Below are 26,624 nucleotides of genomic sequence, written 5' to 3'. Positions count from 1 at the left end.
TTCCCTCGGCGAAAGCGATCACATCCACGCCGGGAACTTGCGTGTCCTGCGCCAGTCTGCCAGCGGCGCCTCGGGCGTGGCGATTGCCGCGCGCAACGCATCCACCCTGAGCCTGCGCATCGAACGGAACAGACGATGGTTGCGCCCGCCGCGCCCTTCGTCCCACCATGCTTCGACGCGATCGGCGGCCGGCAGCGAGCTGTCGTCGAGTTGGGCAAACCCCTCGCCAAGAACAGCTGGATCGGCAACGAAAAGGTCGGTGTCGCCGAAGTCCACCTCGAACAGATCGCGAAGTGCTGCACCCGCTGCGGATGCCAGTTCCGGCTCGCGCATCTTCTCGATCAGCCACGGCACCACCGCTTGGTCGCCGAGCAGCCCGATCGATGCCGTGGCCGCGATGCGCAAGACAGGCTGTCCGAGACGTGATTGCAGCCAGGCCTTGCCGGCCTTCGGCGGCGTCGTCAGCAGGCGCAACTCGATCGCCGCCTGCGCATGGTCCGTCTCCGTCAGCACGATCTTGTCGATCACCGAGTGCGCGGACCGAGCCTCGCCAAGCAGGCAAGCAGCGAAGGCGGCCGCAAGACGTTCTTTCGTTGTCTCGCCGTCAAGCCCAGCCAGGACTTCCGGAAGCAGGTCGCGCCGCCTGAGCACGCCGGCGAGCCGGACGGCGCGCCAACGCACGTTCGCATTGGAATGGCTGGCCAGATCATGCAGGCGCTGTCCCGGATCGACGCGATGATGCCAGAGCGCAGATAGCCCAAGACAGCGCAGCCGCGCGTCGCGCGTGTCCAGCCACTGCGCCACGAACGGGCGCAGGTTTTCGCCCGGCGTGCGCGCGATCGCGGCAGACAGGCTCGATATGCCGGCGTCACCTAGGCTTGCGCCCGCGTCGATTGCAGAGGTCACCAATTTGGCATCGCTCCAACGCATTGCCAGAGTGCCAAGCACGAAAATCTCGCCCGGTTCGGCGTAGTCGGCGAAGCGCGCTTGAGCAGCTTCCCAACCGGCCTTGCCGGCTGCCATGAGCCCTTCGAGATTGGCTTCGAGACGCTGGTCGATGCGGCCGATATCGGTCTCGTCGAGGATTGGACCGTCGATCTCCAGACGACGTCGAAGCCACAGGAACGCCGCGTCCTCGGCGTGTTGGTCCACGATCGCCGCAATGGTCGCGATGCTGTGCATCGGCAATGCCTCAGTTAAGATGCACGGCCCCGCCGCGGATGCGGTTGGTGCCACTGGCCTGGCTGGTCAACTGGGTGCCACGAATGGTCACGCGTCCATTCTTCTCCAGAATGATCGATGCCAGGCCGCAGCGCAGTTCAATGCGCTCATCGCCGTTGATGACGACACGTTCGCCGTCGCGGACGACTTCGAGGCTCCTGCCGCGGGGCGCAGGATCGACGATGCGCCCGACCACCAGCGGCCGCGCCGGGTCGCCGCCCTCGAAGAGCAAAGCCAGTTCGGATCCGACGGCCGAAACGTCCAGCTCCGTCAGGCTGCGCGCCGCTATCGCGGTCTCGCGCGGATTGCCGACGAAGACAACCAGCGGCGCCCCGCCTTGGAAGCCGATCAGCAGGCCGATCACGACGCCGTCGATACGCTCCAGCACTTCCATGATGATGCCCTCAATTGTTGTTGATCGTGCTGCCCTTGACGATCACCTCGCCGTCGGCCTTGACGGTGATCTTGCCGCTGCCCTTGAGGGTAATATCCTTCCCATCAGCGACAATGGTGCCATCCTTTTTCATCGTGATCGAGGCCGAACCGCATTTGAGCGTGATCGAGTCGGCCGCCTCGATCATCAGATTCTTGCCGACCTTGATCACACTGTCTTCGGCTATCTGGATTCCGCTGCCTTTGCCGACCTTGAGCGCGTGCCCGCCGCCGACATCGGTTGCGTCGTCCGCAGCGATTTTTGCCGACCTGCCCTTGCCGATCTGCGACGACTGTGCCCCGCCGATGGTGAAACTCTGATCGGCGCCAACATTGACGCTTTGCGCCGCCGCGATGTTCCAGCTATCAGCCGCGCCGATATCGTGGCTCTGCGCCGCGCCCACAGTGACCGACCGCGTCGCACCGATCGTGTTCGCCTGCGGACCGCCCACGGTCCGGGTCTCGGATGCACCAACGCTATCGACGCGTGCTGCGCCAACGGTCACCGTCTGCACAATCGCGACGGTCTGGGTGTGGTTGGCGCCGACCGTCTCGGTCGAGTTCGAGCCGATGTTGATCGTCTCATCGACCCCCACCGTCAGTGAGCGGTTCTTGCCCACCGTCTCGGTGTCGTTCGACCCGATATTGGTGGTCTGGTCGACACCGACCTTGACCGTCTTGTTGTTGCCGACGTCCTCGTCGAGGTTGTGGCCGACGGAGTGCTTGGCGTCGTGGTCGATGCGGTCGGACTGGTCGTGCTGGACCAGCTTCTGGCGATCATTCTTGATCAGAAGGTGGTGGTCCTTCTGCGCCTGGAAGTTGACCAGCTCCGAGCCGGCCTTGTCCTCGAACATCAGTTCGTTGTAGCCGCCACCGCCCTTCGACGAGTTGGACTTCCAGCCGGACTGCGTGGCGTTGCCAGGCAGTCCGTAGGGCGGCATCTGCGAGGCGTTGTAGACCCGGCCGGTGATGATCGGCAGGTCCGGATTGCCTTCGATGAAATCGACGATGACTTCCTGGCCGATGCGCGGGATCTGGATGAAGCCCCAGCCGCTGCCGGCCCAGGTCTGCGACACCCGCACGAAGCAGGAGCTCTTCTGGTCCTTCTTGCCGAGGCGGTCCCAGTGGAACTGCACCTTCACCCTGGCATATTTGTCGGTGAAGATCTCCTCGCCGGACGGACCGACCACGGTCGCCGTCTGCGGCCCGCGCATGATCGGCCTTGGCGTGATGCGCGGCGGCCGATAAGCAACTGAGGTCGGCGCCACACCGAGCACCACCTTGAAATTCTCGCCATCGGTGTCGACGCCGGCGCGATAGCCCGGATCGAACAGCCGGTACTCGGCGCTGATCACCAGATACTCCTTGTTCTGGTCGTCGCGCGGAAAGCCGTCGAGCTTGAAGGTGCAGCCGGAGAACAGGCCGCGCACCGTGCCGACGGCGGCAATGCGCAGGTGTGGCGCCTGGATTTCTTCGCGCCTGATCGCCGCCAGGCTGTCGCCGCGCCCGACTTCCAGATGCGCGCCGGGGTGGCGATAGTTCTCGCCCGCGGCCTGCTTGTGGCCGAAGGGCTGCGCCGACTTCGCCATCAAATCGGCGGCGGGTTTTTCGAAGTCATAATCGGTGTGGGCATAGGCGCCGGGGCGCACCGCGCTGCCTGGAATCCAGTCGGTGATGTATTCGACGTCGCGGCGCGAGCCCTGCCCTTCGAACTGATATAGCACCGTCTCATAGCCCGGCGCCGGCTTGAGCTTGCTCATGGCGTCGGCCAGGATCAGTGTGTGCTCACCCTCGGCATGCTCGAAGAAGTACATTATGCCTTCATGCTCGAGCAGCCGCTGCACGAAATCGAGGTCGCTCTCGTCGTACTGCACGCAATATTCGCGCGGCGGATAGGAGCCTTGCAAGCGCTTCTCGAACTTGGCGATGCCGCCATATTTGGAGAAAATCTCCTCCACGATCTCGACGGCGGTCTTGTCCTGGAAAATGCGGCAGTCGGTGGTATTGCCGAGGAACCACAGCCACGGCCTGACGACCGCCTCATAGTGAGCCAGCCGATCTTCGATGCGGGTAAGGCGAAACTCGGCGATGAGGCCGCTGAACCAGCGCTTGGGGTCGGCCTCGCCTTCGATCGAAACGGCGCCGCCCAGCATCTTCAGCGGGTCGATATCGGCATTGGTCGAAACAAATCCAACGGTGTAGGCAAGGCAGCGGCTGATCTCGTCGCGGCCGACGAGATGCGTGAAAGTCAACAGTTCGGCGCCGACCGGCGTCTGCACAAGCGCGGCGCGTTGTTCACTCGGCATGGGTCGTGCCCCTCCTGAGCGCTAGTGTGGCAGGTTCGAAGCCCTTCTTGTGTTAACGACCTCACGTTCAGGGATATTTCGCAACTTGCCACCCAAGCCATGTTGAGCCTACCACATGTTCTATGGCAGACCAAAGAGGACAAGCGGCAGGCCGTTGCTGTTTGCGCCGCTTTCGCCAGTGTGAAACGCCGCTCTCCCGCTGTGCCCGCAAGCTGCTAGACTGTGGCACATCGGATCAATGGAAACGGCAGCGGTCGACGGTCCATAGCGCATGTTCATCAGTCTGCAGATCAGCAATGTCGATGTCCTGCCTGCCGGGCTGCCGCCCGGCTACGCATCGCGCGACCGCGGCTTCGAGATCGGGCGGGAGAACTGCGCCTGGACCTTGCCCGATCCGGACAAGTTCATCTCCGGCCGACATTGCGAAATCCGCTACGAAGGCGGCGCCTTTTTTCTCCACGACGTCTCGCGCAACGGCACATTCGTCAACGGGTCGAGCCAGCGCCTGACCGGCCCGCATCGGTTGGCGCAAGGTGACCGGCTCCGGATCGGCCGCTATATCGTCTCGGTGTCGATCGATGACGGGAACCCAGCCTTCGGTGGCCATGGTTCGACGCAACGGCAGATGCCCGTTGCCGGATCCTTTCCAGACCATGTCGCATCGCCACGGTCACCGACCGCGCCACCCGCTTCGGTCTCCAGCCGGCCGCAGCAAGCCGACGAGATCCTGCGCGCGATTGCCGCCGGCGCCGGCATTCCGCCAGAGGTGCTTTTGCTGCGCCAACCGCAGGAGGTAGCCGGCGAGATCGGCGCGGTGCTGCGCATCGTCGTCGACGAGCTGGTGTTGCTGTTGAAGGCGCGCGCCGCTGCAAAAGTCCTGGCCAAGACCAGCGACCGGACCATGATCAATTCCGCCGACAACAATCCGCTGAAGTTCGTGCCCGGGACAGACGAAATCCTCGACATCATGTTCGCGCGGCGCAGGGCCGGCTATCTCGATGCCAGGCACAGCATCGAAGACGCTTTCCACGACCTCAAAACACATGAATTCGCCACCTTCGCCGCCATGCAGGCAGCGCTGTCGCGGTTGCTTGACGATCTGTCGCCCGAGGCGATTGCGAAAAAACTGCCGCCATCCTCCTTTGCCTCGAAGAAGACGCGCGCCTGGGACGCGCTGGTCGCGACCTGGCGGGCCAAGGAGGAAGCGCACGAGAACGGCATGCTGGACATATTCCTCACCTATTTCAGTGAAGCCTATGCCAAGGCCGCCAAACAGAAGACCGGCAAGGGCTAAGCCCGCGCACCGCTGAAGACACCGTGAAGGCGACCCGAGCACGGGCCGGCCACCAAAATTGCGCCGGGTTTCCATCGCAACCTTCTGAGACTACGATCACATACGACGATTGAGCACGCGGGTACGGTTGGTCGACCTCGGGGGTCTGCGGCACATGTCATGTCACGGCGAGATAGCGTCCTGCGGTCCGCGTTTGCGCGGACATGGCGCTGTGCGTCGCGGCGCGCGGGCGTAGAGGCAGGGATCGGCGATGAGCTCGAAGGATGATCCTTTCGATCCGACCGGCAAAACCGTCATCCGCCCCAGCCGCCCCAATCCCGGCCGCAAGCAAAAGACGGTTCTCGCCCGCGATGCGCCGGCCCCCGGCAGTACGGTGATCGCCCCTGCCAGCGTCCCGGAACCCACGGTTTTCGATCCCAACGCCGGCCGCCAGCCGCCGTCCGACGTCACGGGGACGGTGATCTATCAGGGAACGCCCTTCGCCAACGCGCCGGCCGATCCGCCCGTTCACGGCTCAGCCGGGACGGCGGGGAAAACGCCATGGGATGCGCTGCTCGGCGCCAGCGATGCCGTCGATTATGGCGCGGCCAACCCGATCGTCGCTGCCGCGGCGCCCTTGCTGATACTGCTTGGGCATCTGCGGCTGATGGCTGTCGAAAGACCGGCCGAGCCGCTGGCGCAGCATGTCGCCGGCCTGATCGAGGATTTCGACCGCAAGATCGCCAGGACCGATACCTCGGAAGAGGATGCGCGCATCGCCAGCTATGTGCTTTGCGAAACCGCCGACGATATCGTCGCCAATCTGCCCGGTTCCAGCCGGGATGCGTGGGCGCAGCACGCCATGCTGCAGCGCTTCTTCCAGGTCAAACCCACCGGCGCCGGTTTTTTCCAGGCGCTGAACACGGTGCTGGCGACGCCGGAACCTCATCGCAATCTCATCGAGCTGATGCATGTCTGCCTGTCGCTTGGCTTCGAAGGCCAGTATCGCGGCCAGCCGCGCGAGAGCCTCGAACGGGTCCGCCGCGACGCCTACGAGACATCAGCCTATTTCCGCGTCCTCGGTGACGACGACATCTCGCCGCGCCGGCAAGGCTTGTCGGTCACATCGGCGCAAGGCTCCAGGCGGGTTCCGCTCTGGGCCATAGCCGCTGCAACCGCGGCAGTTTTGACCGCAGCCTTTTTCACGCTGCGCGTGCTCATCACCAATGATGGCGAGGCTGTTGCCGGCGAGTTGCTGGCGCTCAATCCGGCGACGCCGGTCACCATCGAGCGCACCGGTTTCGTGCCGCTGACCGAGGAGGTGAAAGTCGTCGCAGCGCCAACGACGATTGCGCAGGTCGATCGCATCCGCACTGCCTTGGCCAAGGAGATCGAAGGCGGCGGCGTCAGCGTCGGCACTAAGGGTGATTTCATCATCGTGGAAATCAGCAACGCCCTGCTGTTCCAGTCGGGACGAGCCGAGGTCAAGCCGGAGTTCGAGCCGGTGGCCGCCAGCATCGCGGCGGCTCTCGACGCGGAGCGCGGGCCGATCCGGATCGTCGGCCACACTGACAACGTCAAACCGAAGAAGACCAGCGCCTTCAAATCGAATTTCGACCTCTCCGTCGCACGTGCCCAGTCGGTGGAAAAGATGATCGCAGCGCATTTCAGCGATCCGTCGCGGACAAAGGTCGAGGGCAAGGGCGAGGACGAGCCCATCGCCGACAATGCAACGCCGGACGGCCGCGCCAAAAACCGCCGTGTCGATGTAATGATCCCGCGGGAGGAGATGCTGTGACCGGCTGGCTGCTGCGCATCTTCAGCGCGCTCGCGCTCGCCGGCTTTGCCGCCGCGGTCTGGTACGCCGGCCCGTTAATCCGCTTTGCCGGCGCCCGGCCGTTGGATCCCATCTGGCTGCGGGCAGCGATCATCGGCATCGTCGTCGGAACGGTGGCGATCATCTATGCAATCCGGTTCTGGCGCAGGCGCAAGGCGCAGAAGGCGCTGGAGGCCGCCATGGCCAGCGCCGAGGATGACGGCAGCGATGCAAAGGTGCTGGAAGCTCGCATGAACGAAGCAGTCGCGACGCTCAGGCAGTCGAGCGGCAAGCGCAACTTCCTCTACGACGTCCCCTGGTACATCGTCATCGGCCCGCCGGGCGCCGGCAAGACCACCGCGCTGGTCAATTCCGGCCTGAACTTTCCGCTTGCCGGGTCGGGCCAGGCGCAGCCGGTGGCGGGTGTCGGCGGTACGCGCAATTGCGACTGGTGGTTCACCGACGAGGCGGTGCTGATCGACACGGCCGGGCGCTACACGACGCAGGATTCCCATCCACGGACCGACAGCAAAAGCTGGCTGGCGTTCCTGTCGCTGCTCAAGCGGCACCGGACGCGTCAGCCGATCAATGGCGTCATCCTGGCGATCAGCCTTGCCGATCTGATGGCGGACGGAGAGCAGGCGGCCCGTGACGCCGAGATCCGCAGCCGCCTGCAGGAAATCCACGAGGTCCTGAAGGTCCGCTTTCCCGTCTACGTGCTGTTCACCAAGGCCGACCTGGTCTCCGGATTCATGGAATATTTCGGCGGTTTCGACGAAGCACGCCGGCGCAAGGTGTGGGGCGCGACCTTCCAGACCGCCGAGCGCGGCCTGAACATGGTCGCAGAAGCGCCAGCCGAATTCGACGCGCTGGTGAAGCGCCTGACCGAAGAGATGAGCGAGCGGCTGCAGGCGGAGACCGATCCGGTCGCGCGCATCGCCATTTTCGGCTTCGCCGCGCAGCTCGGTGCGCTGAAAGGCCGGATCGTGAATTTCCTCGAGGGCGTTTTCGAGCCGACGCGCAAGCAGCTGAACGCCCCCCTGCGCGGCCTGTATTTTTCTTCCGGCACGCAGGAAGGCACGCCGATCGACCAGTTGCTGGGCAGCATAGGCCGCAGTTTCGGCAGGAATGCCCAGGCGCATCTTTCCGGCACCGGCAAAAGCTTCTTCCTGCACGATCTGTTGAGCCGCGTCATTTTCGCCGAGTCCGGCTGGGTGTCCTATGACAGGGCGGCCGACAGGCGCGTTGCGATCGCCCGCTACGCCGGCCTGACAGCGATCGCGGCCATAGCGATCGCCGCGCTTGGCGTTCTCGGCCTGAGCTTTACGACCAACAAATCGCTGGTCGCCGCGACCGGCCAGGCGGCAGGCCAATACCGCGCGACAGCCGCGCCGCTGCTGGCCAGCACGACGGTGTTGGATGCCGACCTCGAAACCGTCATCGGCGCGCTCGATGCGCTGCGCGGCCTGCCGGCCGGCTACGATACGAGAGACCAGCCCACCCCGGCCACGGCGACGTTCGGCCTCAGCCAGCGTGAGCGTATCCTTTCGGCCTCCGAGACCGCCTACCGGCAGGGGCTGGAGCGGATGTTCCGCTCGCGCCTGCTGTTCCAGCTCGAACGCACGATCGAGGCCAGGATGGCCGATCCGATGGCGCTGTACGAGCCGTTGCAGATTTACCTGATGCTGGGCGGCAAGGCGCCGAAAGTGGATGACGAGCTGGTCGTCACCTGGCTGAAGCGGGACTGGGAACAGAACCGCTATCCCGGCGCCCACAATCGCGACGGCCGCGCGCAACTGGAGAAGCATTTGCGCGCCATGCTGGCCCTCGACGATGACCAGGATCCCTCGTTCGAACTCAACCGCGCGCTGGTCGAATCCGCCCAGCGCTCGCTCGGCCGCATGAGCCTTGCCGATCGCGCCACCGCGCTCATCCAGTCGGCCACCTATGCGGCGGCGCTGGACGATTTTTCGGTGTCATCGCAAGCCGGCGCGGAGGCGCCGATGCTGTTCGAGCGCAATGACGGAAACGATCTCGCCGGCCTTCGCGTCCCCGGTCTCTACACCCATGCCGGCTTCGACTTCTATCTGGCGCAACTTGCCAGGAGCGCGCAGGCGCTGGTCGACGATCAATGGGTGATCGGCTCGAGCGGCGAGCAAGGCGGTTTCGACCAGGAACTGCTCAAGCTCGGCCCGGAGCTGCTCGATCGCTATGGCAAGGGCTTTGCGGCGGCGTGGAACGAGGTGCTCGACAGGTTGAAGTTCAAGGCAATGGCCGCCGACAAACCGCAATATCTGGCGCTGTCCGCAGCGGGATCACCGAGTTCGCCGCTGATGCAGCTGTTCGAGGCGATCGCGCGCGAAACAGCTTTGACGCAAGAGCGCAATCCGGCTGCGCCGTCTCAAGACAGCGACCAGGAAATCGCCGCGCGCGCCAAGGGCCTCGCCCACATCGGCATCGAGATTGCGGCGCGCAAATCGCAGAGCAGGGCCGGGACCGCCTTTGTCAGCACCCAGAGCCAGGATCCCGGCGCCAACATCGAAGCCCAGTTCCGGTCTTTCCAGGCTTTGGTGGCCGGGGCGCCGGGGCAGCGGCCGCTCGACGCCCTCACCCAGAATTTCCGCGAAATCTATCAGAGCGTGCGGCTGGCCGCCGATGTCCCCGCCCAGACGGACCAGGCCAACGCCAATCTGCAGCTGCAGATCTCGACGTTGCGCGCCAATGCTTCGCGGCTGCCGAAGGCGCTGGCCAGGATGGTGAGCGCGGCGGCGGACGATTTCGAGGGCACCGTCGCCGAAACATCGACCACGCGTCTCAACGAGATGCTGGAGGAGACCGTCGGCCGTCCGTGCGAGGAGGTGATTGCCGGGCGCTTTCCATTTGCCCCCGCCGGCACCGACGATGTCGCCATGGCGGATTTTGCCAGATTGTTTTCTCCGGGCGGGGTTCTCGACCGGTTCTTCGCGCAGAACCTGGCGTCGCTGGTCGACATGAGCGGCCAGGACTGGGACTGGAAACAGGACACCAGGTTCGGCCGCAATCTGGCGAAATCGACGCTGAAGAACTTTCAGCTCGCGGCACAAATCCGCGCGGCTTTCTTTCCGCTCGGCGGGCCGGTGCCGTCGATCAGCATCACATTCACGCCGCTGTCGTTGCATGGCGATGCCGACATGGCGCTGCTCAATATCGACGGCCAGGTGCTGCAGGCCACCCAAGCCGGCAACACGCCGGGCCTGATTCCGTGGCCGGGCAAGACCGGTTCGGCCAGTCTCAGCCTGACGCCGGAGCTGCCCGGCCGCGAGTCCGCAATCAAGTTCGACGGTCCCTGGGCGTTGAAACGATTGCTGGACAAGGGGCAGGTCACCGCCAATGGCGACAGTCTCGAAGCGCATTTCGTCATCGGCGGGCGCGATGTCGCCTACACGATCAAGACCGGGGAGGACGGCAATCCGTTCACGCTGCCGGCGCTCTCCGCGTTCAGCTGTCCGAAGGCTTTCTGATGGGGAATTGCATGGCAGGACCGGCGATTGCAGGACGCAGAGACAGCGGCGGCACCACACCGTCCGTCATCAGCGGCTTAGATTTCGATACTCTAATGAATGGGGCTGTGGCAGACTGGCCAGGCACGTCAGCCAAGGCGTTGCGGAGCGTAGGCAAGTGAACGATGCCGCCTTTGAGAGCTACGGCGTGAGCCACAAGGGCTGCGTGCGCGACCACAATGAGGACAGCTTTCTGGTCGAGCCGCAGATCGGCCTCTGGGTGGTGGCCGACGGCATGGGCGGGCACGAGGCCGGAGAAGTCGCTTCGGCAAGCATTGTCGAGCATCTGGCGACGATCGGCATCGCCAGTTCGGCGCCGGATCTGCGCGCCCGCTTTGAGGATCGGCTGAACCGGGCGCACGCCGAGATCCGCCGGATTTCGCGCTCACGCGGCGTGACCATCGGCTCCACCGTTGCCGCACTGCTGGCCATGGACGGCAGGTTCGCCTGCCTGTGGTCGGGCGACAGCCGCGTCTATCTCGTGCGCAACGCCGCGATCTCGCAGATTTCGCGCGACCACACCGAGGTGCAGGAACTGCTCGACAGCGGCGCGATCAGCGCAGCCGAAGCGGAGAACTGGCCGCGCCGCAACGTCATCACCCGTGCCATCGGCGTCAACGACGAAATCGCCATCGACTTCCAGCAGGGAGAGACCCTTGCCGGCGACATCTTCATCCTCAGCACGGACGGGCTGACGGCGCATGTCAGCGACGCGGAAATTGCGGCAGCAGTGCTCTCGGCAGCGCCGCAGGCTGCCTGCGAAAAGCTGCTTTCCATGGTGCTTGAGCGCGGCGGCACCGACAACGTCACCATCGTTCTGGTCAAGATCAGAGACAAAGGCAATGGCCTGTCCCGAGCAGGAGGCCACGACCGATGAGCTCCGACGACAAGACCCGGCTATTGCCCAACATGGCGGATACCAGCGTCGGCACGCAGCTCAGCGGCATCTACGAGCTCGACGAACGCATCGCGTCGGGCGGCATGGGCGAAGTCTATCGCGGCCACAACATCCAGACCGGCGATCATGTCGCGATCAAGATCGTGCTGCCGGAATTCGCCCGCGATCAGACGATCCTGTCGCTGTTTCGCAAGGAAGCCTCGATCCTCAACCATCTGTCGCATGACGCGGTCGTGCGCTACCACGTCTTCACCATAGATCCCGGCATCGGGCGGCCCTATCTGGCGATGGAATTCGTCGACGGCCAGTCGCTGTACGACGTCATGCGCGGCGGGGCGATGGCGACTCCGGATGTGCGCAAACTGTGCCACCGGCTGGCCTCGGGCCTGAGCGCCGTGCACCAGGCCGGCGCCATCCACCGCGATCTGTCGCCCGACAACATCATCCTGCCGGGCGGCCGGGTCGAGCGGGCAAAGATCATCGATTTCGGCATTGCGCGATCGGCCGCGGTCGGTGGCGAGACGCTGATCGGCGGCAAGTTCGCCGGAAAATACAACTATGTTTCTCCCGAGCAGCTCGGGCTCTATGGCGGCGAGGTCAGCGAACAGTCCGACATCTACAGCCTAGGGCTGGTGCTGGCGGCGGCGCTGCGCGGCAAGCCGATCGACATGGGCGGCTCGCAATACGAGATCGTCGAAAAACGGCGGACCGTGCCTGATCTCTCCGGCATCGATGCCGATTTCAGGGACATTGTCGAAGCGATGCTGCAGCCTGACCCGGATGATCGACCGGCCAGCATGGCCGAAATCGCCCGGTTGACGCGCGACGACAGCGACGCGACCTTGCCGCCGGCCTCGCTTGCGCCCCGGCCCGGCCTGCCGCGAACCGGGCAAACCGCCGGGCCTGTTTCGAAGATCGGGGACTCGCCGGCCCAAGGCTTCGGTTCGGCCCCGCCAAGCGGCACGGCGGAGCCGTCTTTCGTGCCGCACGTGCGCCCAGCGCACCTGTCGCAGCCGAAACCGGCTGCTGAAACTCCCAGACGAGAAAGCACACCGCCGAAGCGTGCTACTACAGGCAGAAATCTGACGATCGCGGTGCTGTCGGCGGTGGCCGTGGTATCGCTTGGAGGGCTCTATGCATCGGGTATCGTGGGATTCGGAGACCGGCCTCGCGTCACCGACACCGGCAAGCCGCTCCAACCCGAACTGACAAAGCCGATCGTCGCTGACAAGCCCGTTCCGGACACTGCGCCGGTCGAGAAGACGGTGCCAAAGACGCAACCAGCGGAGACTGCGGCTGAAGATCAGGCCAAAGCGCCGGTCGAGCCGCAGCCGACGCCACCAGTCGCGTCGAGCGCTACGGCCCCGCTGCCGGCCGCACCAACCGACAAGACCGTCGCGCTGCAACCGCCATCCGGCCCGTCACAGTCCGATGCCGCGAAGAACCCCGAGCCTGTCAGTCCGCCGGTAGAGCCCAAGGCGACAGCGCCGGCCACGCAAACACCTGAACCAACGGCCGAGGCACCCACGCCCACAGCACCGGCGCCGGAACCCACCGCTCAAGCGCCCGAGCCCAAGGCGCAGGCCCCTGAACCGGCCGCGCAGGCGCCCAAGCCGGACACGCAGGCGCCTGAACCGACCGCGGAGCCCAAGCCAAGCCAGCCCGATATCGCCAGCGGTGAGCAGGCCGACAAGCCGGCAGAGCCCGAAATTGCCATGAACGTGCCCAAGCCGGAGGTGCCGCCACCGGCCGATGCGGCCGCGGAGCGGGCCACCTGGGTACGCGCCTTCAATGGTGGTGACTGTTTTTATGCGACGGTGACGTCGGCCACCGACAAGGGTGTCGCGATCGAGGGCTTCGGCACGTCGGTGCCACCCTTCGAACAGTTGCTTGGGGAATTCCAGGCGAAGTTCCATGTCGAGCCGGATATCAGCGTCCGCCTTATCCAGCCCCCGCAATGCGGGATCACCGGCTTCCTGCGTTTCATGGGCGCGAGCACGGCCGACAGGCCGCAGCTTGTCCTCGACCAGACATCGGTGCCGGATGGCTCGCCGATCGACGGCACGCTGGTGACGCATGGCGGGCTGGTGTCGAGCGTGTTCCTGATCGACCACAGGGGCATCGCCTTCAACCTCGACGACCATGTTGTCGTACAAGCCGACAAGGCGACCTTCTCGATCCCGATCGGGCTCGGCGCCGCCGACAAGGCGGCAGGCAAGGCGTTGCCGCAGATCATCATGGTGATCACCGGGCCGCAGGACATTAAGGCGGCGGACTTCACAACGCCGACGCCGGCCTCGGTGCTGTTGCCCAGGATACTCGACGAGATCGGCGCCAGGAGTTCGGCATTTTCGGCGACCGCCAAATATTTCCGCCTCGGCGGCTAGCACCGACGCCGATGCAACGCCGTCGCCGAGATCCCGTCCTGCTTGCCCGGAACGTGCGCGTGAAGCTCGCCGCGAGCGCGGTCGCGACGCTGTTGCTGGCGCTTCTTTCCACCGGGCAGGCGCGCGCCGAATTCACCGTCTGCAACCAGACGCTCGACGTCGTCAATCTTGCCGTCGGTCAGAAGGTCGACGATGCCGACCAGACCGATGGCTGGTGGACCATCGGCGCCAATCAATGCGTCAACGTCATCCGCGAGGAGCTGACCAACCGCTACATCTACATCTACGCGACGGATGTCTTCGGCCACGCCATTCTGGCAGGCTCCACCGACATGTGCATCGAGCGGCGGCGGTTTTCGATCCGCGGCATCGATGAATGCTGGCAGCGCGGCCATATCGCCGCGAAGTTTCTCGAAGTCGACACGCAGGAACAGGTGCGCTGGACCTTCTTCCTGACCGGAAGCGCACCGTGACGCACAGCATCGACACCAGCTTCAAGGCAAAGAAGCAGGCGCGCGCCGCGCTGCGCAGGCGCAGGATCTGGATCGGGCTGGCGGCTGGCCTGGCGACAATCGTCCTCGCCGCGATTGCCACCGGCTTTTATCTTACCGCCGACTACTGGTCGTTCGGCGACGAAGACGAGGAACTGCACGCCGTCGAAGGCTCGGACGACGTGCCGGCCGACGCATCGGTCTACGTGCCGGCCATCATCGACCTTGCCGGCGACCCGATGTGGATCACACTGGCGCCGGAGGCGGGCGCCGCCAAGAGCCGCGGGATGCCGCGCCCGACGGAGCTCGACCAGGCCGGCATCTCCCCTCAGATCATGGTTCTCTCCGACGTGATGCTGAGCGCCAGCGAAAAATTCATGACGACGATCCCCTCGACGCAAGAGGATTTCGCTTTCTTTCAGGCGCAGCGGAAGACCGCGGTCGCGCCACCCGCCGAACCCAGCGATCCGCAGAATGACCTGCAGAACGATCTTCAACCATCGCCCGGCGCGGACGGGGCTCCGGCGGCCTCCGGCCCAGCTCCTGACCCGCAGGTCGCTCCGGGTGCATCGGCGGCGGCCGATGACCCCGAGGCCGGCTGGGGCGAGACCATCGATGAGGGCGAAGCAGCACTCCCCGCCTTTCAGAAAACACCGGTCGAAAACAACACCAGCGTTGCCACCGTCAGCTCGGAATACCAGCGCTTCGAGGCGACCGAGGACATTTTCGTGAAAATCCTCAACGACCGCAGCCTGGACAGCGTGGCGCTCGATGCGCATCTTTCCGCCGACGACGCAAAGCTTGCCGGCGAGGCGCTGAAGGCGCTGTTCGACAAGGACGGCCTGCAGTCTGGTTATGTCGTGGCGATGCGCGGCTTCAGGCCGACGCGCGAGACCACGACGATGTCGCTGATGCAGGTTTCGATCTACGCCAGGAACGTCTTTGTCGGCACGCTGACACGCAACGCGGCCGGCGCCTTCGTGTCGGGCGTCGACCCGTGGGTGCGCGAGGACCTGTTCAATTATTCGGGCGCCGAGACCGAAGGCACGCAGAAACGGCAATACCGCCTGCTCGACGCGATCTACTCGACGGCGGCCCGCAACAATGTGCCGAGCGGCATCATCGGCGAAGCCATCATGTATCTGTCGCGCGGACAGGATCTGGATGCTTTCGCCAGCGAGGACCAGCGCCTTGTGCTGATCTATTCGCAGACGCCGCGCGGCAAGAACGAGACCGACGGACGGGTGCTCTATGTCGGCATCCAAGGCACGCAAAAGAGCCTCGATTGTTTCGTTTTCCAGCAGAGCGACGGCCAGTTTTCCTGCGTCTCGGGCGATGACCAGGTGCGCTCGCTGACGGTGGCCAACGGCATGGTGACGCCGGTCAACGGAGTCATGACGTCGACCTTCGGGCCGCGCAAGCATCCGATCCTGGGCGTTGTTCGCATCCACAAGGGCGTCGACTGGGCGGCACCCGTGGGGACCCCGATCGCCGCAGCCTTCGACGGCGAGATCATCTTCCAGGGCGACGGCGGCGGCTACGGCAATGTGGTCAAGATCGCCCATGGCGGCGGCCGCGAGACGCGCTACGCGCATATGTCGAAATTCGCCATTGCCAGCGGTGTCGGCACCAAGGTGAAGGCCGGCGACATCATCGGCTATATCGGCACCACCGGCCTGTCGACCGGGCCACATTTGCATTTCGAACTCTATCAAAGCGGTCAGGCGATCGATCCGCTCGGAACAGTGACCGCTGCAATCGCCGTCACTTCCAGCGATCCCGCCGTCGAAACGCTGACCGACCGTATCGTCCACGTCGAATCGGGCGGTAGCGCGCGGGCCAAGAACCCGCTGTCTTCGGCGACAGGCGCCGGCCAGTTCATATCCAAGACCTGGATCCGGATGATGAACACCTATCGTCCCGAACTCGCGCGATCGCTGTCGACCGCAGACCTGCTCGCTTTGCGCTACGACGCCACCATCTCGCGTGAGATGGTGCGCAATCTGGCGCGCGAGGGCGAAGCCTATCTCAAGGCGCGCGGCCATCAGATTACCGCCGGCCGGCTCTATCTCTGCCATTTCCTCGGCATGGAAGGCGCACATCAGGTGCTGGCGTCGCCGGGATCGGCGCAGTTGAGCGCCGTGCTCGGCTCGTCCGTTATCCAGGCCAACCCGTTTCTTGCCGGCAAGACCGCCAGCTACGTCGTCGACTGGGCGGAACGGAAGATGGGCCGCAAATTGCCGACGCCCGCCACCACCGATGCGGGCCAGCAGACGACGACGGAAGTCCGCCAGACATCGCCGGAGTTCGAAAAATACAAGCAGGCGATAACGGCACTGGTCGGCTCGATCCAAAATACTCTTGAGCCGGGCTAGAGCTGGCAGTTCGCCCCGGCTTTCGCCAAGCCGATTGGTTCTGAGGCCGGCGAATGGTATGTTTGCGGATATTTGGGAAGGTTTTTGGGTCCTTGTGAACCAAAACTGTGGCTGGGATCACATACGCCCAACAGCCATTTTGGCAGAAGCGATACAGTCGCTGGTGAAATTTAGCATGCGCAGCCATCAATAACGCGCCCCATTGGGGCGGAGGGCCGATCCCATGAAAGCGTTTGCCGTCCTTTTGAGCGGATTTTTTCTGTTAATGCTGACCGCGCTTGGCACCGTCCAGGCGGCGGCGCCGGATGCCGGTGGCGTCAAACGCGTCGCGCTGGTCATCGGCAACAGCAAATACGTCCATGCCGTCGAATTGCCCAATCCGGCCAATGACGCGCATCTCATCGCATCGACGCTGCGCAATGCCGGCTTCGAGGTGATCGAGGGCGTCGACCAGGACAATGCCGGCATGCACAGCCTGATCAGCAAATTCACCGAGCAGTCCTACGATGCCGACCTCGCCGTCATTTTCTATGCCGGCCACGGCATGCAGGTCGACGGCAAGAACTTTTTGATCCCGGTCGACGCCGAACTGACGTCACCTGCCTATCTCAAGACCCGCACCGTCCAGATCGACGACTTCATGGCCGCATTGCCACCCGACCCGGCGGTCGGCGTCATCATCCTCGATGCCTGCCGCGACAATCCTCTGGCACGCACACTGGCGGCCGCGATGCCGAAGACCCGCTCCACCGCGCTGGGCACCGGCCTGGCGCCGATCGACCCTAAATCAGAGGGCGTCGGCACCGGCGGCATCCTGATTGCCTATGCCACCGACCCGGGCGCCATCGCCTTTGACGGCAACGGCGTCGACAGCCCCTACTCGACCGCGCTCGCCCGGCACCTGACCGAACCCGGCGTCGAGATCCAGAGTGCGCTGACGCGGGTGCGCGGCGAAGTGGCCGAGACCACGCAAGGCCGCCAGCGGCCATGGCACAACGCATCGCTGGGCCGCGAGGTTTTCCTTGGCAAACCGGCCGCCGAAGCCGTGCCGGTGGCAAAACCGGCCGCCGACGACGCGAACGCCGCGACAGCGCCCGCCCCCACTCTCGTCACCAGCGAACCGCCTTCGTGGGAAGTCGAGCAGCGGCTTTGGGACGAGGCCTCGAAGCGCAACACCGCGCCATTCTACGAAGCCTATCTCGAACAGTTCCCGAATGGCCGCTTCGCCACGGTGGCGCGGCTCAACATCGATGCGCTGAACGATCCGAAAGCCCAGGAACGGGACGTCGCCGCGCTTGCTGCCGAAGAAGCGAACTCGGGTTCTGCCGTGCGCACCTCGGTAGGCATTTCGGACGACATGAAGAAGGTGCTGGGCACCGAGGCGACGGAGAACGCGATCGGTCTCGATCGCCAGGGCCGCATCGACCTGCAATTGCGCGTCGAGGCGCTGGGCAACGAGCTTGGCCGCGTTGACGGCAATATCGGCGCCAAGACCCGGCAAGCGATCGGCGACTGGCAAGAGGGGAACGGGCTGCCTCCGACCACCTTCCTGACGCGCGAGCAGCTGGCGTTTCTGATCATCCAGACGGATCCGATGATGGAGGCCGTGCGTGCCAAGCATGAGGCCGACCAGGCCGGCGTGGACAAGCCGAGAAAACAGGTGGTGCAGAAGGCCCGCACGCTGAAGCCCGCGGTGGAAAAGCCACGCAAGAAGCAGTACGCCCAGAAGCCGCGCCGGCAACAGCAGTTCGTGCAGAAAAGGCGCAACCGCGAGGTCGTGCGCGAGGATGAGCCGCCGCCGCGGGACAATAATGATTTCCTGACCAAGGCGCTGATCTTCGGCACCGGCGTAGCGGTCGGCGGCGTGCTCAAGAACTGATCGATCATGTCAAACAATAAAAACGCCGCGTGTCCGTTGGACGCGCGGCGTTGTGTTTGACGACGGCCGGAAGACGCAGCCGGCGAAGCTACTGCGCCTTGATCCGCATCTCGACCCGCCGGTTGACGGGATCGTAGGGATCGGGATTGCGTGGATTGGCCTCGCCGAGACCGACCGCCTTGATGCGGGTGGATTCGATGCCGTTGGATTCGAGGAAGGCGGTGACCGATTGCGCCCTGCGCTGCGACAGGCCTTCATTGTAGGTCGCCGAGCCGGATGCGTCGGTATAGCCTTCGACGACGAAGGACAGCTTGCTCAGCCGATCGTCCTTCAGCGCCTTGGCGAATTCGTCGAGTTCGCTGCGCGCCTTGGCGTCGAGCTCGGACGAATCCAGGCTGAAATTGATCAGCATATCGAGGCCGGTCTTCTCCGGGGGCTTTTCTTTCTGGCTGGTCTTGCTCTTGCACTCGTCCTCGGTGCCGACACAAATCCCGCGTGCCGCGCCGTGATCGATCGCGCCGGCAAAGAACTTCACAATGTCTTCCGATCTCTGAAGTGGGTCGGCATAGACGTGAGTCGAGAAAAGCACGGTCGCCAATGCCAAGACTGAAATGTGCCGCTGCATAACGGTTACTCCCGTTTCGAGCATCCGATTTTCACTCAGGCCCGATCCATGGATCCGGGCCAACTCTTCCTGTTCGACAGTGATCTGTCGAGATCACGGTCGGCTGTGGAATATACCAAACCGTGAGGCGTTTGTCTGTGAACAACGTCATGGACATGTGGTGGTCGACAGACTTGACCCGCGCCTCGCAGGCGGGTTGAGTGAGGGCTGGGGGAGGATAACAGCAGCGATGGTCAACGGGCTTCGATTCCAGACCGCACGCGATCTCTTCGCCGCGAACACGGCTGTCGCCCGGGACATGACGGCCGTTCCGACCGACCAGCCCTCGCTCGAGTTCTGCCGCCGGCTGATGGCCGGGCGCATCCCCGAGGAAGCGATTACCTTTTGCGCCTATCTCCTGCCTGACCGGGCCGCAATCTGGTGGGGCCATGAGTGCCTTGGGCATCTGACCGAGCTGCTCGAAGAGCAGGATCTCGCAACGCTGGCCCTGATCCAGGACTGGGTCGGCGACCCCAACAATGCGAGCCGCCGGGAGGCTGTCGCCGGGGCGGCGATGACGCAGCAGCACACGCCTGCCGGCTGGATCGCGCTAGCGGCGCAACGGCACATCAATGGCCTGACGCCGCAGACCAACGGGTCGAGGCTGCGGCCGCTGCCGGCTGCGCATGCCGTCAATGCCGGCATACTGGCCGGACTGGCGCGGGTTGCGGTGGCGGACCGTTTCTCCGTGCTCACCGCCTTTGTCGAGATGGGCATCCATCTGGCCGAAACCGAGGCGCTGCGCCGAGCCTGATTGCTCTGGATCGTGATGAGATTTCATTGAAATCTGATCCAACCCATTGTTGGCGGTCTCATTTGCAGCCGTTTTGCGCCCATTTGCCGAGTGCCACCTTGAAGCGCGTGCCCAGCGGGTGTTGCAGGCGCAACACCGAGACATCATTGGTGACGTAGGTCTTGGCCTGGTCGCACAGCCGCTCCTCGGTCCATTGATGACAGTTGCTGCACTGGTTGTCCCAGACGGACTTTTCCAGGCCCTCGACCGGACTGAAGTGCGGCTTGCCCTGGATGAGTTGGGCGATGCTCTTGCCGTCGATCGCCGGGTCGCCGAAATTGACCGGAACGTCGAAAAGGACTGGCGCGTCCGAGCCCAGCTTCGGAATTTCCTCACGCAGCTGTTCCAGCGCCTGCTCGCCGGCGTCCGTACCCGGCGGATTGGCGGCCGCGCCGGTGCGCGCCTGCGTATCGCCTTCGGGCGCAGCCGCGCCGGAATCGCCGACGATCAGCGGCGCCTTGAGATCGACCTTGTGAAGCACGACATCGGTGGTCAGCGAAACGTTGATCCAGGGCCGCTGGCGTCCGGCTGTGGCCTTGAACACATCCGACGTAACCCGGTTCATCGCTTCGGTGATCGAGACGTTGACCTCGCCGATATGGGCAAGCAGCGCCGCCGAAAATGGCGAGTGCTCGCCCGGTCCGTCATAGGCGAGCTGGTTGGGACTGGCAGCGAAGGCGACCAGCGTGCCGGCGCCGCCATTCTCGATCGGTATTTCGGCAAGGCCGCTGCTTGCCGTGCTGTCGCCGCCAGTCTCCTTGGCAAGCACATCGGCGAGCGGGTTGTCGCGGCAGGCGTCGAGGAACACCAGCCTGATGCTGGTCTCGCGCGACATCTGCCGCAGGATGAAGTCCACCTGCACGGCTTCGAAGTCGAGCGAGGTCTCGTCCTCCAGCGCCGCATCGACAGGCAGCAGGTAATTCCTGCCCGAGACCTGCAGGCCATGACCGGCATAGAAGAACAGCGCGATATCGGCGCCACGCACCTGCCGCGCGAATTGCGCGATCTTTTCCTGCGTCTGCGCCTTGGTGAGATCGAGGCCGGAGACGATTTCGAAGCCCAGCCCCTTCAGGCGATCGGACATTGCCTGCGCATCGTTCACCGGATTGGGCAGCACCGGCGCGTTCCGGTAATGGGAATTGCCGAGCACCAGGGCGATGCGGCGTTCGGCACTGGCCGCGGTCATGGTAATGGTCATGGTCAACGCAAGCGCCAGCACGGCGAGGCCGATGCCGCGCATGAAGTTGCCGCAACTTGCAATCATGTCCAAACGCACCGGATTCCTTTTCGGTTGACGGGCCTTCTCAGTTAAGGACCGGCTCAGTTGGAGAGCGGCGTGGCGGAGAACTCGATCCGCCGGTTCAGCGCCTTGTTCTTCGGCGTATCGTTCGGCGCCACCGGCTTTTCCTCGCCATAGCCGGAAGCCGTGATCTGCGCCGATGGAATGCCCGCAGCGATGATCGCGTCGGCGACCGCCTTGGCGCGCCGTTCCGACAGGTTCTTGTTGGCCGTCGGCGAGCCGTCGGAATCGGTATGGCCCGAAACCTCGACCTTCAGTTTCGGACATTTGCCGACGACGCCGACCACCTCGGCCAGCAGTGGGCGGCTCTTTTCGTCGAGCCGAGCGCTGGCTGGGCGAAAATAGACGGCGCCGGTGCGCGACAGCACCTCGAACCTGTTCAGGCATTCATCGTCGCTGAAGGACGTCTTGCCTGCATCTGTGGTGACCGGCCCGGCATCGGCTGGGGCTGCGGCGGCGACGGCAGGCGCCGCCGCCGGCTTGGCCCCATCAGCGGTGAAGACGAAGTCGAACGACACCGAAGCCGTCGGGACGATGCTGCTGACATTGGCCGCCTGCTGGAGTTTTTCGATGTTGGGCAACAGGCCGAAATCCTCGACATGCACGGCGACCGGCGCCTCCGAGGCGATCGACACCATGCTGTCGGTGATCATGGTGACCACTACATCGGCCTCAAGGTCCTTGTCGACGCCGTGCAGGCTCAGGCGAAACGGGATATGCGCGCTCATGCGCCGTTTGGTGGCGAGATCGGCAAAAGCGGCGGGATCGACTTTCGCCGTCACTTCCGCCGTCGGGAATTTAAAGGTTTCGAAGAACAGGAAGCGCATGCGGACATTGCGAAGGTCGATGCCGGTGTCGACCGAGTTGAGGTCGAACGTGACCTTGGCGGCGCCATCCGATGTCAGCGTGCCCGAGAGGTTCCTGATCTTGTTGGTTTCGACAATGGTGTTCTTCTTCACCGATTGATAGGTGAGTGTCGAATTCGCCGGATCGAGCGTCCAGTTCAGCTGCGCGTTGGCCGCCTGCGGCGCAAGCAGCAACAGACCGAACACCACGACCACCAGAGCGGGCGGACGCCAGCGCTGCGACCACTTTCCATGCCTTACTAATCCGACGACCCCGAACATGCATGTCCCCCGTGACAACACATTTCAGTTGCGATGACGGCGGTCGAACGCCGTGACCTCAGCCAGCATAGAGCGTTAGCCGCGGCTTAGCGAGTAGCGGAGGCGTGATATCGCCGTTGCTTGCTCGGACAGGCCCCGGTTACCGGCTGGCCCACAGCACCCCACGCTCGAAGATGGTGCGCATTTGCGGCACGGAAAACTCATCCGCGGTGTGGCCGAGCCCGCTGAAGAAGACGCGGCCCTTGCCGTAGCGGCGCTTCCAGACCACGGGCATGACGACGCCGTCGATGAAGTCGAGATGCTCACCGCTGAACGTCGTCGTCGCCAGCACCTCGTTGCTCGGGTCGACATGCATGTAATACTGCTCGGAATGGTAGGCGAAACCCTCGATACCCCTGACGATCGGATCGTCGCTGATGATGTCGACACGGTAGTGGATGATGTCGCCGGGGTGCGCGACCCATTGGCCGCCGGTCATGAACTGATAGGCCGGCTCGTTGCGAAAACTGTCGCCCATGGTGCCGTGGAACCCGGCAAGGCCGGTTCCGCCGCTGACGGCGGCCGTGAGGTTTTGCAGCTCCGGTTTCTCGATCGTCGACATGGTGATCACCGGCACGATCAGATCGATGGCCGGGAGTTGAGGATCGGCGAGCGCCGATGTGCCCTCTTCTATCCGCACTTCGAAGCCATGCCCCGTCAATATCTCGCTGACGACAGCGGCGCTGCGGGCCGGCGTGTGACCCTCCCATCCGCCCCAGAAAATCAGTGCCGTCTTGCTCATGCTCGTCTCTCCTTTGGTCGGCAATATTGATAGGCAAGCGGAACGCTTTTGTCTTCCCTTCCATGACGGGCATTCTGGGACGGGCATTTCTGGTCGGAAATCACGACCCGGCGATGAATTCCGTGGATGAGGACCGATTGGCCGCGCTGGCGTCTTGTTTCAATGCCGGGCTGCACTCAAATCAGCTGTCTTCGCGTTTGCGCAGACATCGGTCCGATCCGCCGCAACCAGCCGGAGCCTTCCGGGGAGACCGCTCTATGAGTTTCGACCAGACGACTGTCGCCGCTTATCTGGAAGTCATCACCATCAACCTTGTGCTGTCTGGCGACAATGTCGTGGTGATCGGCATGGCGGCCGCAGGCCTTGCCAAGGCGTTGCGGCAGAAGGCGATCGTCGCCGGCATTGCCGCGGCGGCGGTGATCCGCATCGTCTTTGCGGTGATCGCGGTGCAGCTGCTTGAAATTCCGGGCATCATGCTGGTCGGCGGCATGCTTTTGTTCTGGGTGTGCTGGAACATGTTCCAGGAGTTGCGCTCGGCCGGCGACGGCGAGGACGTCGACACTGAAGCCGCAGCACTTGCGACGGCGCGGCCGGCCAAGGCGCTGCGCACCGCGATCCTGCAGATCGTCGTCGCCGATGTCTCGATGTCGCTGGACAATGTGCTGGCCGTGGCGGGCGCCGCCGCCCACGACATGAATGCGCTGGTGTTCGGTCTCATCCTGTCGGTGGTTCTGATGGCGGTCGCCTCGACGCTGGTGGCGGCGCTGCTTGCCAGGTATCGCTGGATCGGCTGGCTCGGTCTGGCAATCATCGTCTATGTCGCGGGAAATATGACTCTGGACGGCGTCGAGCAGATGAGAACGGTCGACTTCCACGCGCTGCTCTCGCCAGTTGCAAGCTAGATCCTCCTGGCGATCAAATGATATCGAAAATCCGCCCTGGGTTGAGAATGTTGTGCGGATCGAACGCCACCTTCAGCCGGCGCATGGCTGATAGTTCGGCGTCGCTGCGCACGAGGTTCAGCCATTTCTTCTTGTCGAGGCCGATGCCGTGCTCGGCCGAGACGGCGCCACCGCATGCCGCCACGCCGCGATAGATGATCTCATAGGCGGCCGCCGGTTCCGTGGTGTCGACCTGATAGTGCAGATTGCCGTCGCCGAGATGGCCGAAGACGTAGATCTCGGCGCGGCTGTCGACGGCGTGGATCGCGGCTTCGGCGTTGCGCAGGAAACCCGCCATGGTCGCCAACGGGATGCTGATGTCGACGCCGATCATGCCCTCGATCGCAAACAGGAAGCGGTTGGCCTCTTCGCGCACATCCCATAGCGCACGGAATTCGCGCGGCGACTGCGAGACGACCACGTCGGCGACGATACCGTCTTCGACCGCCTGCATCAGCACCGAAGCGAAACGCTCGCCGTCCAGCTCGGCCTGATTGCCCTGGATCTCGGCCAGCACGTAAACCGGCGCGCCGGCCGGCAGCGGCGCCGGCGCCGCCATGCCGGCAATCATGGAGCCGTAGAGCGGCGAGAAATTCAACTCATAGGCTGACAGCAAGGGACCGAGCCGCTGCTTGAGCAGGTCGAGCAGCGCAATGGCCGCCCCCAGCGAGCCAAGGGCGCAAAAGGCGGCAACCTCGGTGGCGGGCTTGGGATGCAGCCGCAGGCAGGCGCGAGTAACCACGCCCAGCGTGCCTTCGCTGCCAATGAAAAGCTGGTTGAGATCGTATCCCGAATTGTCCTTGGCCAGGCCACGCAACGAAGTCAGGATCGAGCCGTCGGCAAGCACGGCCTCCAGCCCCAGCACCTGGGCGCGGTACATGCCGTAGCGCAGCACGCGAATGCCGCCAGCATTGGTGGCGATGTTGCCGCCGACCGTCGCCGTGCCGCGCGCGCCGATATCGACGCCGAACATCAGGCCGGACGCATCGGCCGCTTCCTGCACCATTTGCAGCGGCGCGCCGGCTTCCGCGATGATGGTTGCCGCGGCGCGGTCGGGCGCTTCGACCGCGGTCATGCGCTCCAGCGACAGCACCGCTTCGCCCGGCTGCACGCGCGCGCCGCCGGCCAGCCCGGTGCGGCCGCCATGGACGACCAGCTTCTGGCCGATACCACTGCATAGGCGCAGGATTTCGGCGACGTCGGCGGCGTTGCGCGGACGCAAGACCAGTTCGGGCTGGCCGCCGCCCTTGCCGGAGAGGTCGTCGCCATAGCGCGGATCGATAGCATCGCCGATCACAATCGCGGCGGCATCGAGCCGACGATATAGCTGGGAAAGAAGCCGATCGATCTGTTGTGTCATGGTGCCTGGACTTTCAGCGCTCTTTGTGACCTAGACTTTGATGCGCGACAATTTTCGCGTCAATTGAACAAATTTACGCACGGTATAATCTGTCATTGCGCGTTGAACCCACTGACGTTTCCTGTAAATTTCGTCTGCCGTTGCGTGGCGGATGCGCCGGCTGCAGGACCCTGGGCAGCGTCAAGGGATGACCGAGGTTCTGGCGCGTGCCAGACGAGGGATTGAATGCCGATGACGCACAAGACGATGGAGGATTTCGCCCGCTCCTGCGGCGTCTCCAGGCCGACGCTGTCGAAATATTTCGACGATCCGACCAGCGTCAAGCCGGCAACGCGCAAGCGCATCGAAGAGGCGTTGCGCTCATCCGACTACCAGCCCAATCTGTTTGCCCGCAACCTCAACCGCAAGCGCACCCGCGCCATCGGTATTGTCGTACCGACGGTCACCGACCCCTTCTATTCCGAAATGGTCAGCCGCATCGAACTTCGGCTGCGCGACGAGGGCTACTGGCCGATCGTCATCTCCTCGCATGGCTCGACCGAGCTCGAAATGGAGGCGACACGTACCATCCTGTCGCTGAAAGTTTCGGGCGCGCTGATCGCGCCGCTCGGCTTGCGCTCGGACCGGCGCACGCTGGAGAAGCTGACCCAGACAATGCCGGTCGTCTATTTCGATACCTATCTCGAAGGCGGCACGCCCTTTGTCGGCAACAACAATGCCCAGAGTGTCTCGACCATCGTCGACTATCTCTGCCGCTCCGGCGACCCCCCGGTCTATTTCGACATCCCGCATGTCAATCACAATTCGCCGGAGCGCCTGAACAGTTACGTCGCCGCGATGCGTCAGCTTGGCCAGGAGCCGGTGGTTATCGGCAACACCCGAGACTACACATGGGATTTCGAGCGCATCGGCTACGAGCAGATGGAACAGATGCTCGGGGCCAGCGGCCTGGGGGGGGAGCCCCGAGGGGTGGCCGGGGCAGCCCGGGGGGTGGGCGGCGAACACAGGGGGGGGGGCGGCCGGGGCCGAAAAGTGGGTGAT

The 26,624-nt window shown here is 64.3% G+C and carries 19 protein-coding genes; 11 read left to right on the top strand and 8 right to left on the bottom strand.

Features of this window, described 5'->3' with window-relative positions:
- Positions 1–18: 18 nt before the first annotated feature.
- From NKI32_RS23050 to NKI32_RS23040, 3 genes are read right to left on the bottom strand one after another with little or no spacing between them, the layout of a single operon-like run.
- Positions 19–1,182 (bottom strand): hypothetical protein, encoded by a 1,164-nt coding sequence (locus tag NKI32_RS23050; protein WP_023704807.1) that lies wholly within the window; start codon positions 1,180–1,182, stop codon positions 19–21.
- A gap of 10 nt (positions 1,183–1,192) precedes the next feature.
- Positions 1,193–1,618, bottom strand: a complete 426-nt coding sequence (locus NKI32_RS23045) for a DUF6484 domain-containing protein (RefSeq protein WP_023682625.1) — start codon at positions 1,616–1,618, stop codon at positions 1,193–1,195.
- A gap of 7 nt (positions 1,619–1,625) precedes the next feature.
- Positions 1,626–3,959: a type VI secretion system Vgr family protein gene (locus tag NKI32_RS23040; protein WP_353003736.1), complete on the bottom strand. Its 2,334-nt coding sequence runs from the start codon at positions 3,957–3,959 to the stop codon at positions 1,626–1,628.
- A gap of 271 nt (positions 3,960–4,230) precedes the next feature.
- Between NKI32_RS23040 and tagH the strand changes: the two genes are divergently transcribed.
- The 8 genes from tagH (at position 4,231) to NKI32_RS23000 (ending at position 18,617) form a co-directional block, all read left to right on the top strand.
- Entirely contained in the window at positions 4,231–5,253 is a 1,023-nt protein-coding gene (gene tagH / locus NKI32_RS23035; RefSeq protein ID WP_023692193.1) for a type VI secretion system-associated FHA domain protein TagH, read from the top strand.
- Positions 5,254–5,503: 250 nt separating this feature from the next.
- Entirely contained in the window at positions 5,504–7,030 is a 1,527-nt protein-coding gene (gene tssL, locus NKI32_RS23030) for a type VI secretion system protein TssL, long form (protein WP_353003734.1), read from the top strand.
- Complete coding sequence (gene tssM, locus NKI32_RS23025) at positions 7,027–10,548, top strand: type VI secretion system membrane subunit TssM (RefSeq protein WP_353003732.1); 3,522 nt, start codon at positions 7,027–7,029, stop codon at positions 10,546–10,548. Before tssL ends, tssM begins: the two co-directional genes overlap by 4 nt.
- A 157-nt stretch (positions 10,549–10,705) precedes the next feature.
- Positions 10,706–11,464: a PP2C family protein-serine/threonine phosphatase gene (locus NKI32_RS23020; protein ID WP_023687014.1), complete on the top strand. Its 759-nt coding sequence runs from the start codon at positions 10,706–10,708 to the stop codon at positions 11,462–11,464.
- The gene (locus NKI32_RS23015; protein ID WP_023667923.1) at positions 11,461–13,872 is read left to right on the top strand and encodes a serine/threonine-protein kinase; all 2,412 of its coding nucleotides are present in this window, start codon (positions 11,461–11,463) and stop codon (positions 13,870–13,872) included. Before NKI32_RS23020 ends, NKI32_RS23015 begins: the two co-directional genes overlap by 4 nt.
- Positions 13,873–13,883: 11 nt before the next feature.
- Positions 13,884–14,345 (top strand): DUF1036 domain-containing protein, encoded by a 462-nt coding sequence (locus tag NKI32_RS23010; RefSeq protein WP_023667922.1) that lies wholly within the window; start codon positions 13,884–13,886, stop codon positions 14,343–14,345.
- Complete coding sequence (locus NKI32_RS23005) at positions 14,342–16,738, top strand: M23 family metallopeptidase (RefSeq protein ID WP_353003729.1); 2,397 nt, start codon at positions 14,342–14,344, stop codon at positions 16,736–16,738. The genes NKI32_RS23010 and NKI32_RS23005 overlap by 4 nt, the downstream gene beginning before the upstream one ends.
- 265 nt (positions 16,739–17,003) lie before the next feature.
- Positions 17,004–18,617: a caspase family protein gene (locus NKI32_RS23000; RefSeq protein ID WP_245263940.1), complete on the top strand. Its 1,614-nt coding sequence runs from the start codon at positions 17,004–17,006 to the stop codon at positions 18,615–18,617.
- A gap of 88 nt (positions 18,618–18,705) precedes the next feature.
- On the opposite strand, the gene NKI32_RS22995 is transcribed toward NKI32_RS23000, so the two are convergent.
- Positions 18,706–19,242 carry an OmpA family protein gene (locus tag NKI32_RS22995; protein ID WP_023709975.1) on the bottom strand — a complete coding sequence of 179 codons (537 nt, stop codon included), beginning with the start codon at positions 19,240–19,242 and terminating at the stop codon, positions 18,706–18,708.
- Positions 19,243–19,471: 229 nt separating this feature from the next.
- Here NKI32_RS22995 and NKI32_RS22990 point away from each other — a divergent pair, with 229 nt between their 5' ends.
- On the top strand, positions 19,472–20,035 hold the full coding sequence (locus NKI32_RS22990; protein WP_023667916.1) for a DUF6931 family protein: 564 nt from the start codon (positions 19,472–19,474) through the stop codon (positions 20,033–20,035).
- A 58-nt stretch (positions 20,036–20,093) separates the two neighbouring features.
- On the opposite strand, the gene NKI32_RS22985 is transcribed toward NKI32_RS22990, so the two are convergent.
- The 3 genes from NKI32_RS22985 to NKI32_RS22975 all read right to left on the bottom strand — a co-directional run bounded on the left by NKI32_RS22985 (position 20,094) and on the right by NKI32_RS22975 (position 23,282).
- The gene (locus NKI32_RS22985) at positions 20,094–21,338 is read right to left on the bottom strand and encodes a caspase family protein (protein WP_352460812.1); all 1,245 of its coding nucleotides are present in this window, start codon (positions 21,336–21,338) and stop codon (positions 20,094–20,096) included.
- Positions 21,339–21,394: 56 nt separating this feature from the next.
- The gene (locus NKI32_RS22980; protein ID WP_353003726.1) at positions 21,395–22,501 is read right to left on the bottom strand and encodes an OmpA family protein; all 1,107 of its coding nucleotides are present in this window, start codon (positions 22,499–22,501) and stop codon (positions 21,395–21,397) included.
- 139 nt (positions 22,502–22,640) lie between these two features.
- A complete protein-coding gene (locus tag NKI32_RS22975) occupies positions 22,641–23,282 on the bottom strand; it encodes a ThuA domain-containing protein (RefSeq protein ID WP_353003723.1) in 642 nt (213 codons plus the stop codon).
- Positions 23,283–23,539: 257 nt separating this feature from the next.
- On the opposite strand from NKI32_RS22975, the gene NKI32_RS22970 reads away from it, so the two are divergent.
- Entirely contained in the window at positions 23,540–24,184 is a 645-nt protein-coding gene (locus NKI32_RS22970; RefSeq protein WP_353003721.1) for a YjbE family putative metal transport protein, read from the top strand.
- A 13-nt stretch (positions 24,185–24,197) separates the two neighbouring features.
- Here the strand turns inward: NKI32_RS22970 and NKI32_RS22965 are convergent, their stop codons facing one another.
- Complete coding sequence (locus NKI32_RS22965) at positions 24,198–25,583, bottom strand: FAD-binding oxidoreductase (protein WP_353003718.1); 1,386 nt, start codon at positions 25,581–25,583, stop codon at positions 24,198–24,200.
- A gap of 225 nt (positions 25,584–25,808) precedes the next feature.
- Between NKI32_RS22965 and NKI32_RS22960 the strand changes: the two genes are divergently transcribed.
- On the top strand, positions 25,809–26,624 hold an 816-nt coding region (locus NKI32_RS22960), incomplete at its 3' end, for a LacI family DNA-binding transcriptional regulator (protein ID WP_353003716.1).

It is taken from the genome of Mesorhizobium sp. M0761, assembly GCF_040320205.1.
Taxonomy (GTDB): Bacteria; Pseudomonadota; Alphaproteobacteria; order Rhizobiales; family Rhizobiaceae; genus Mesorhizobium.
This window is presented reverse-complemented; position numbering and strand designations above follow the sequence as displayed.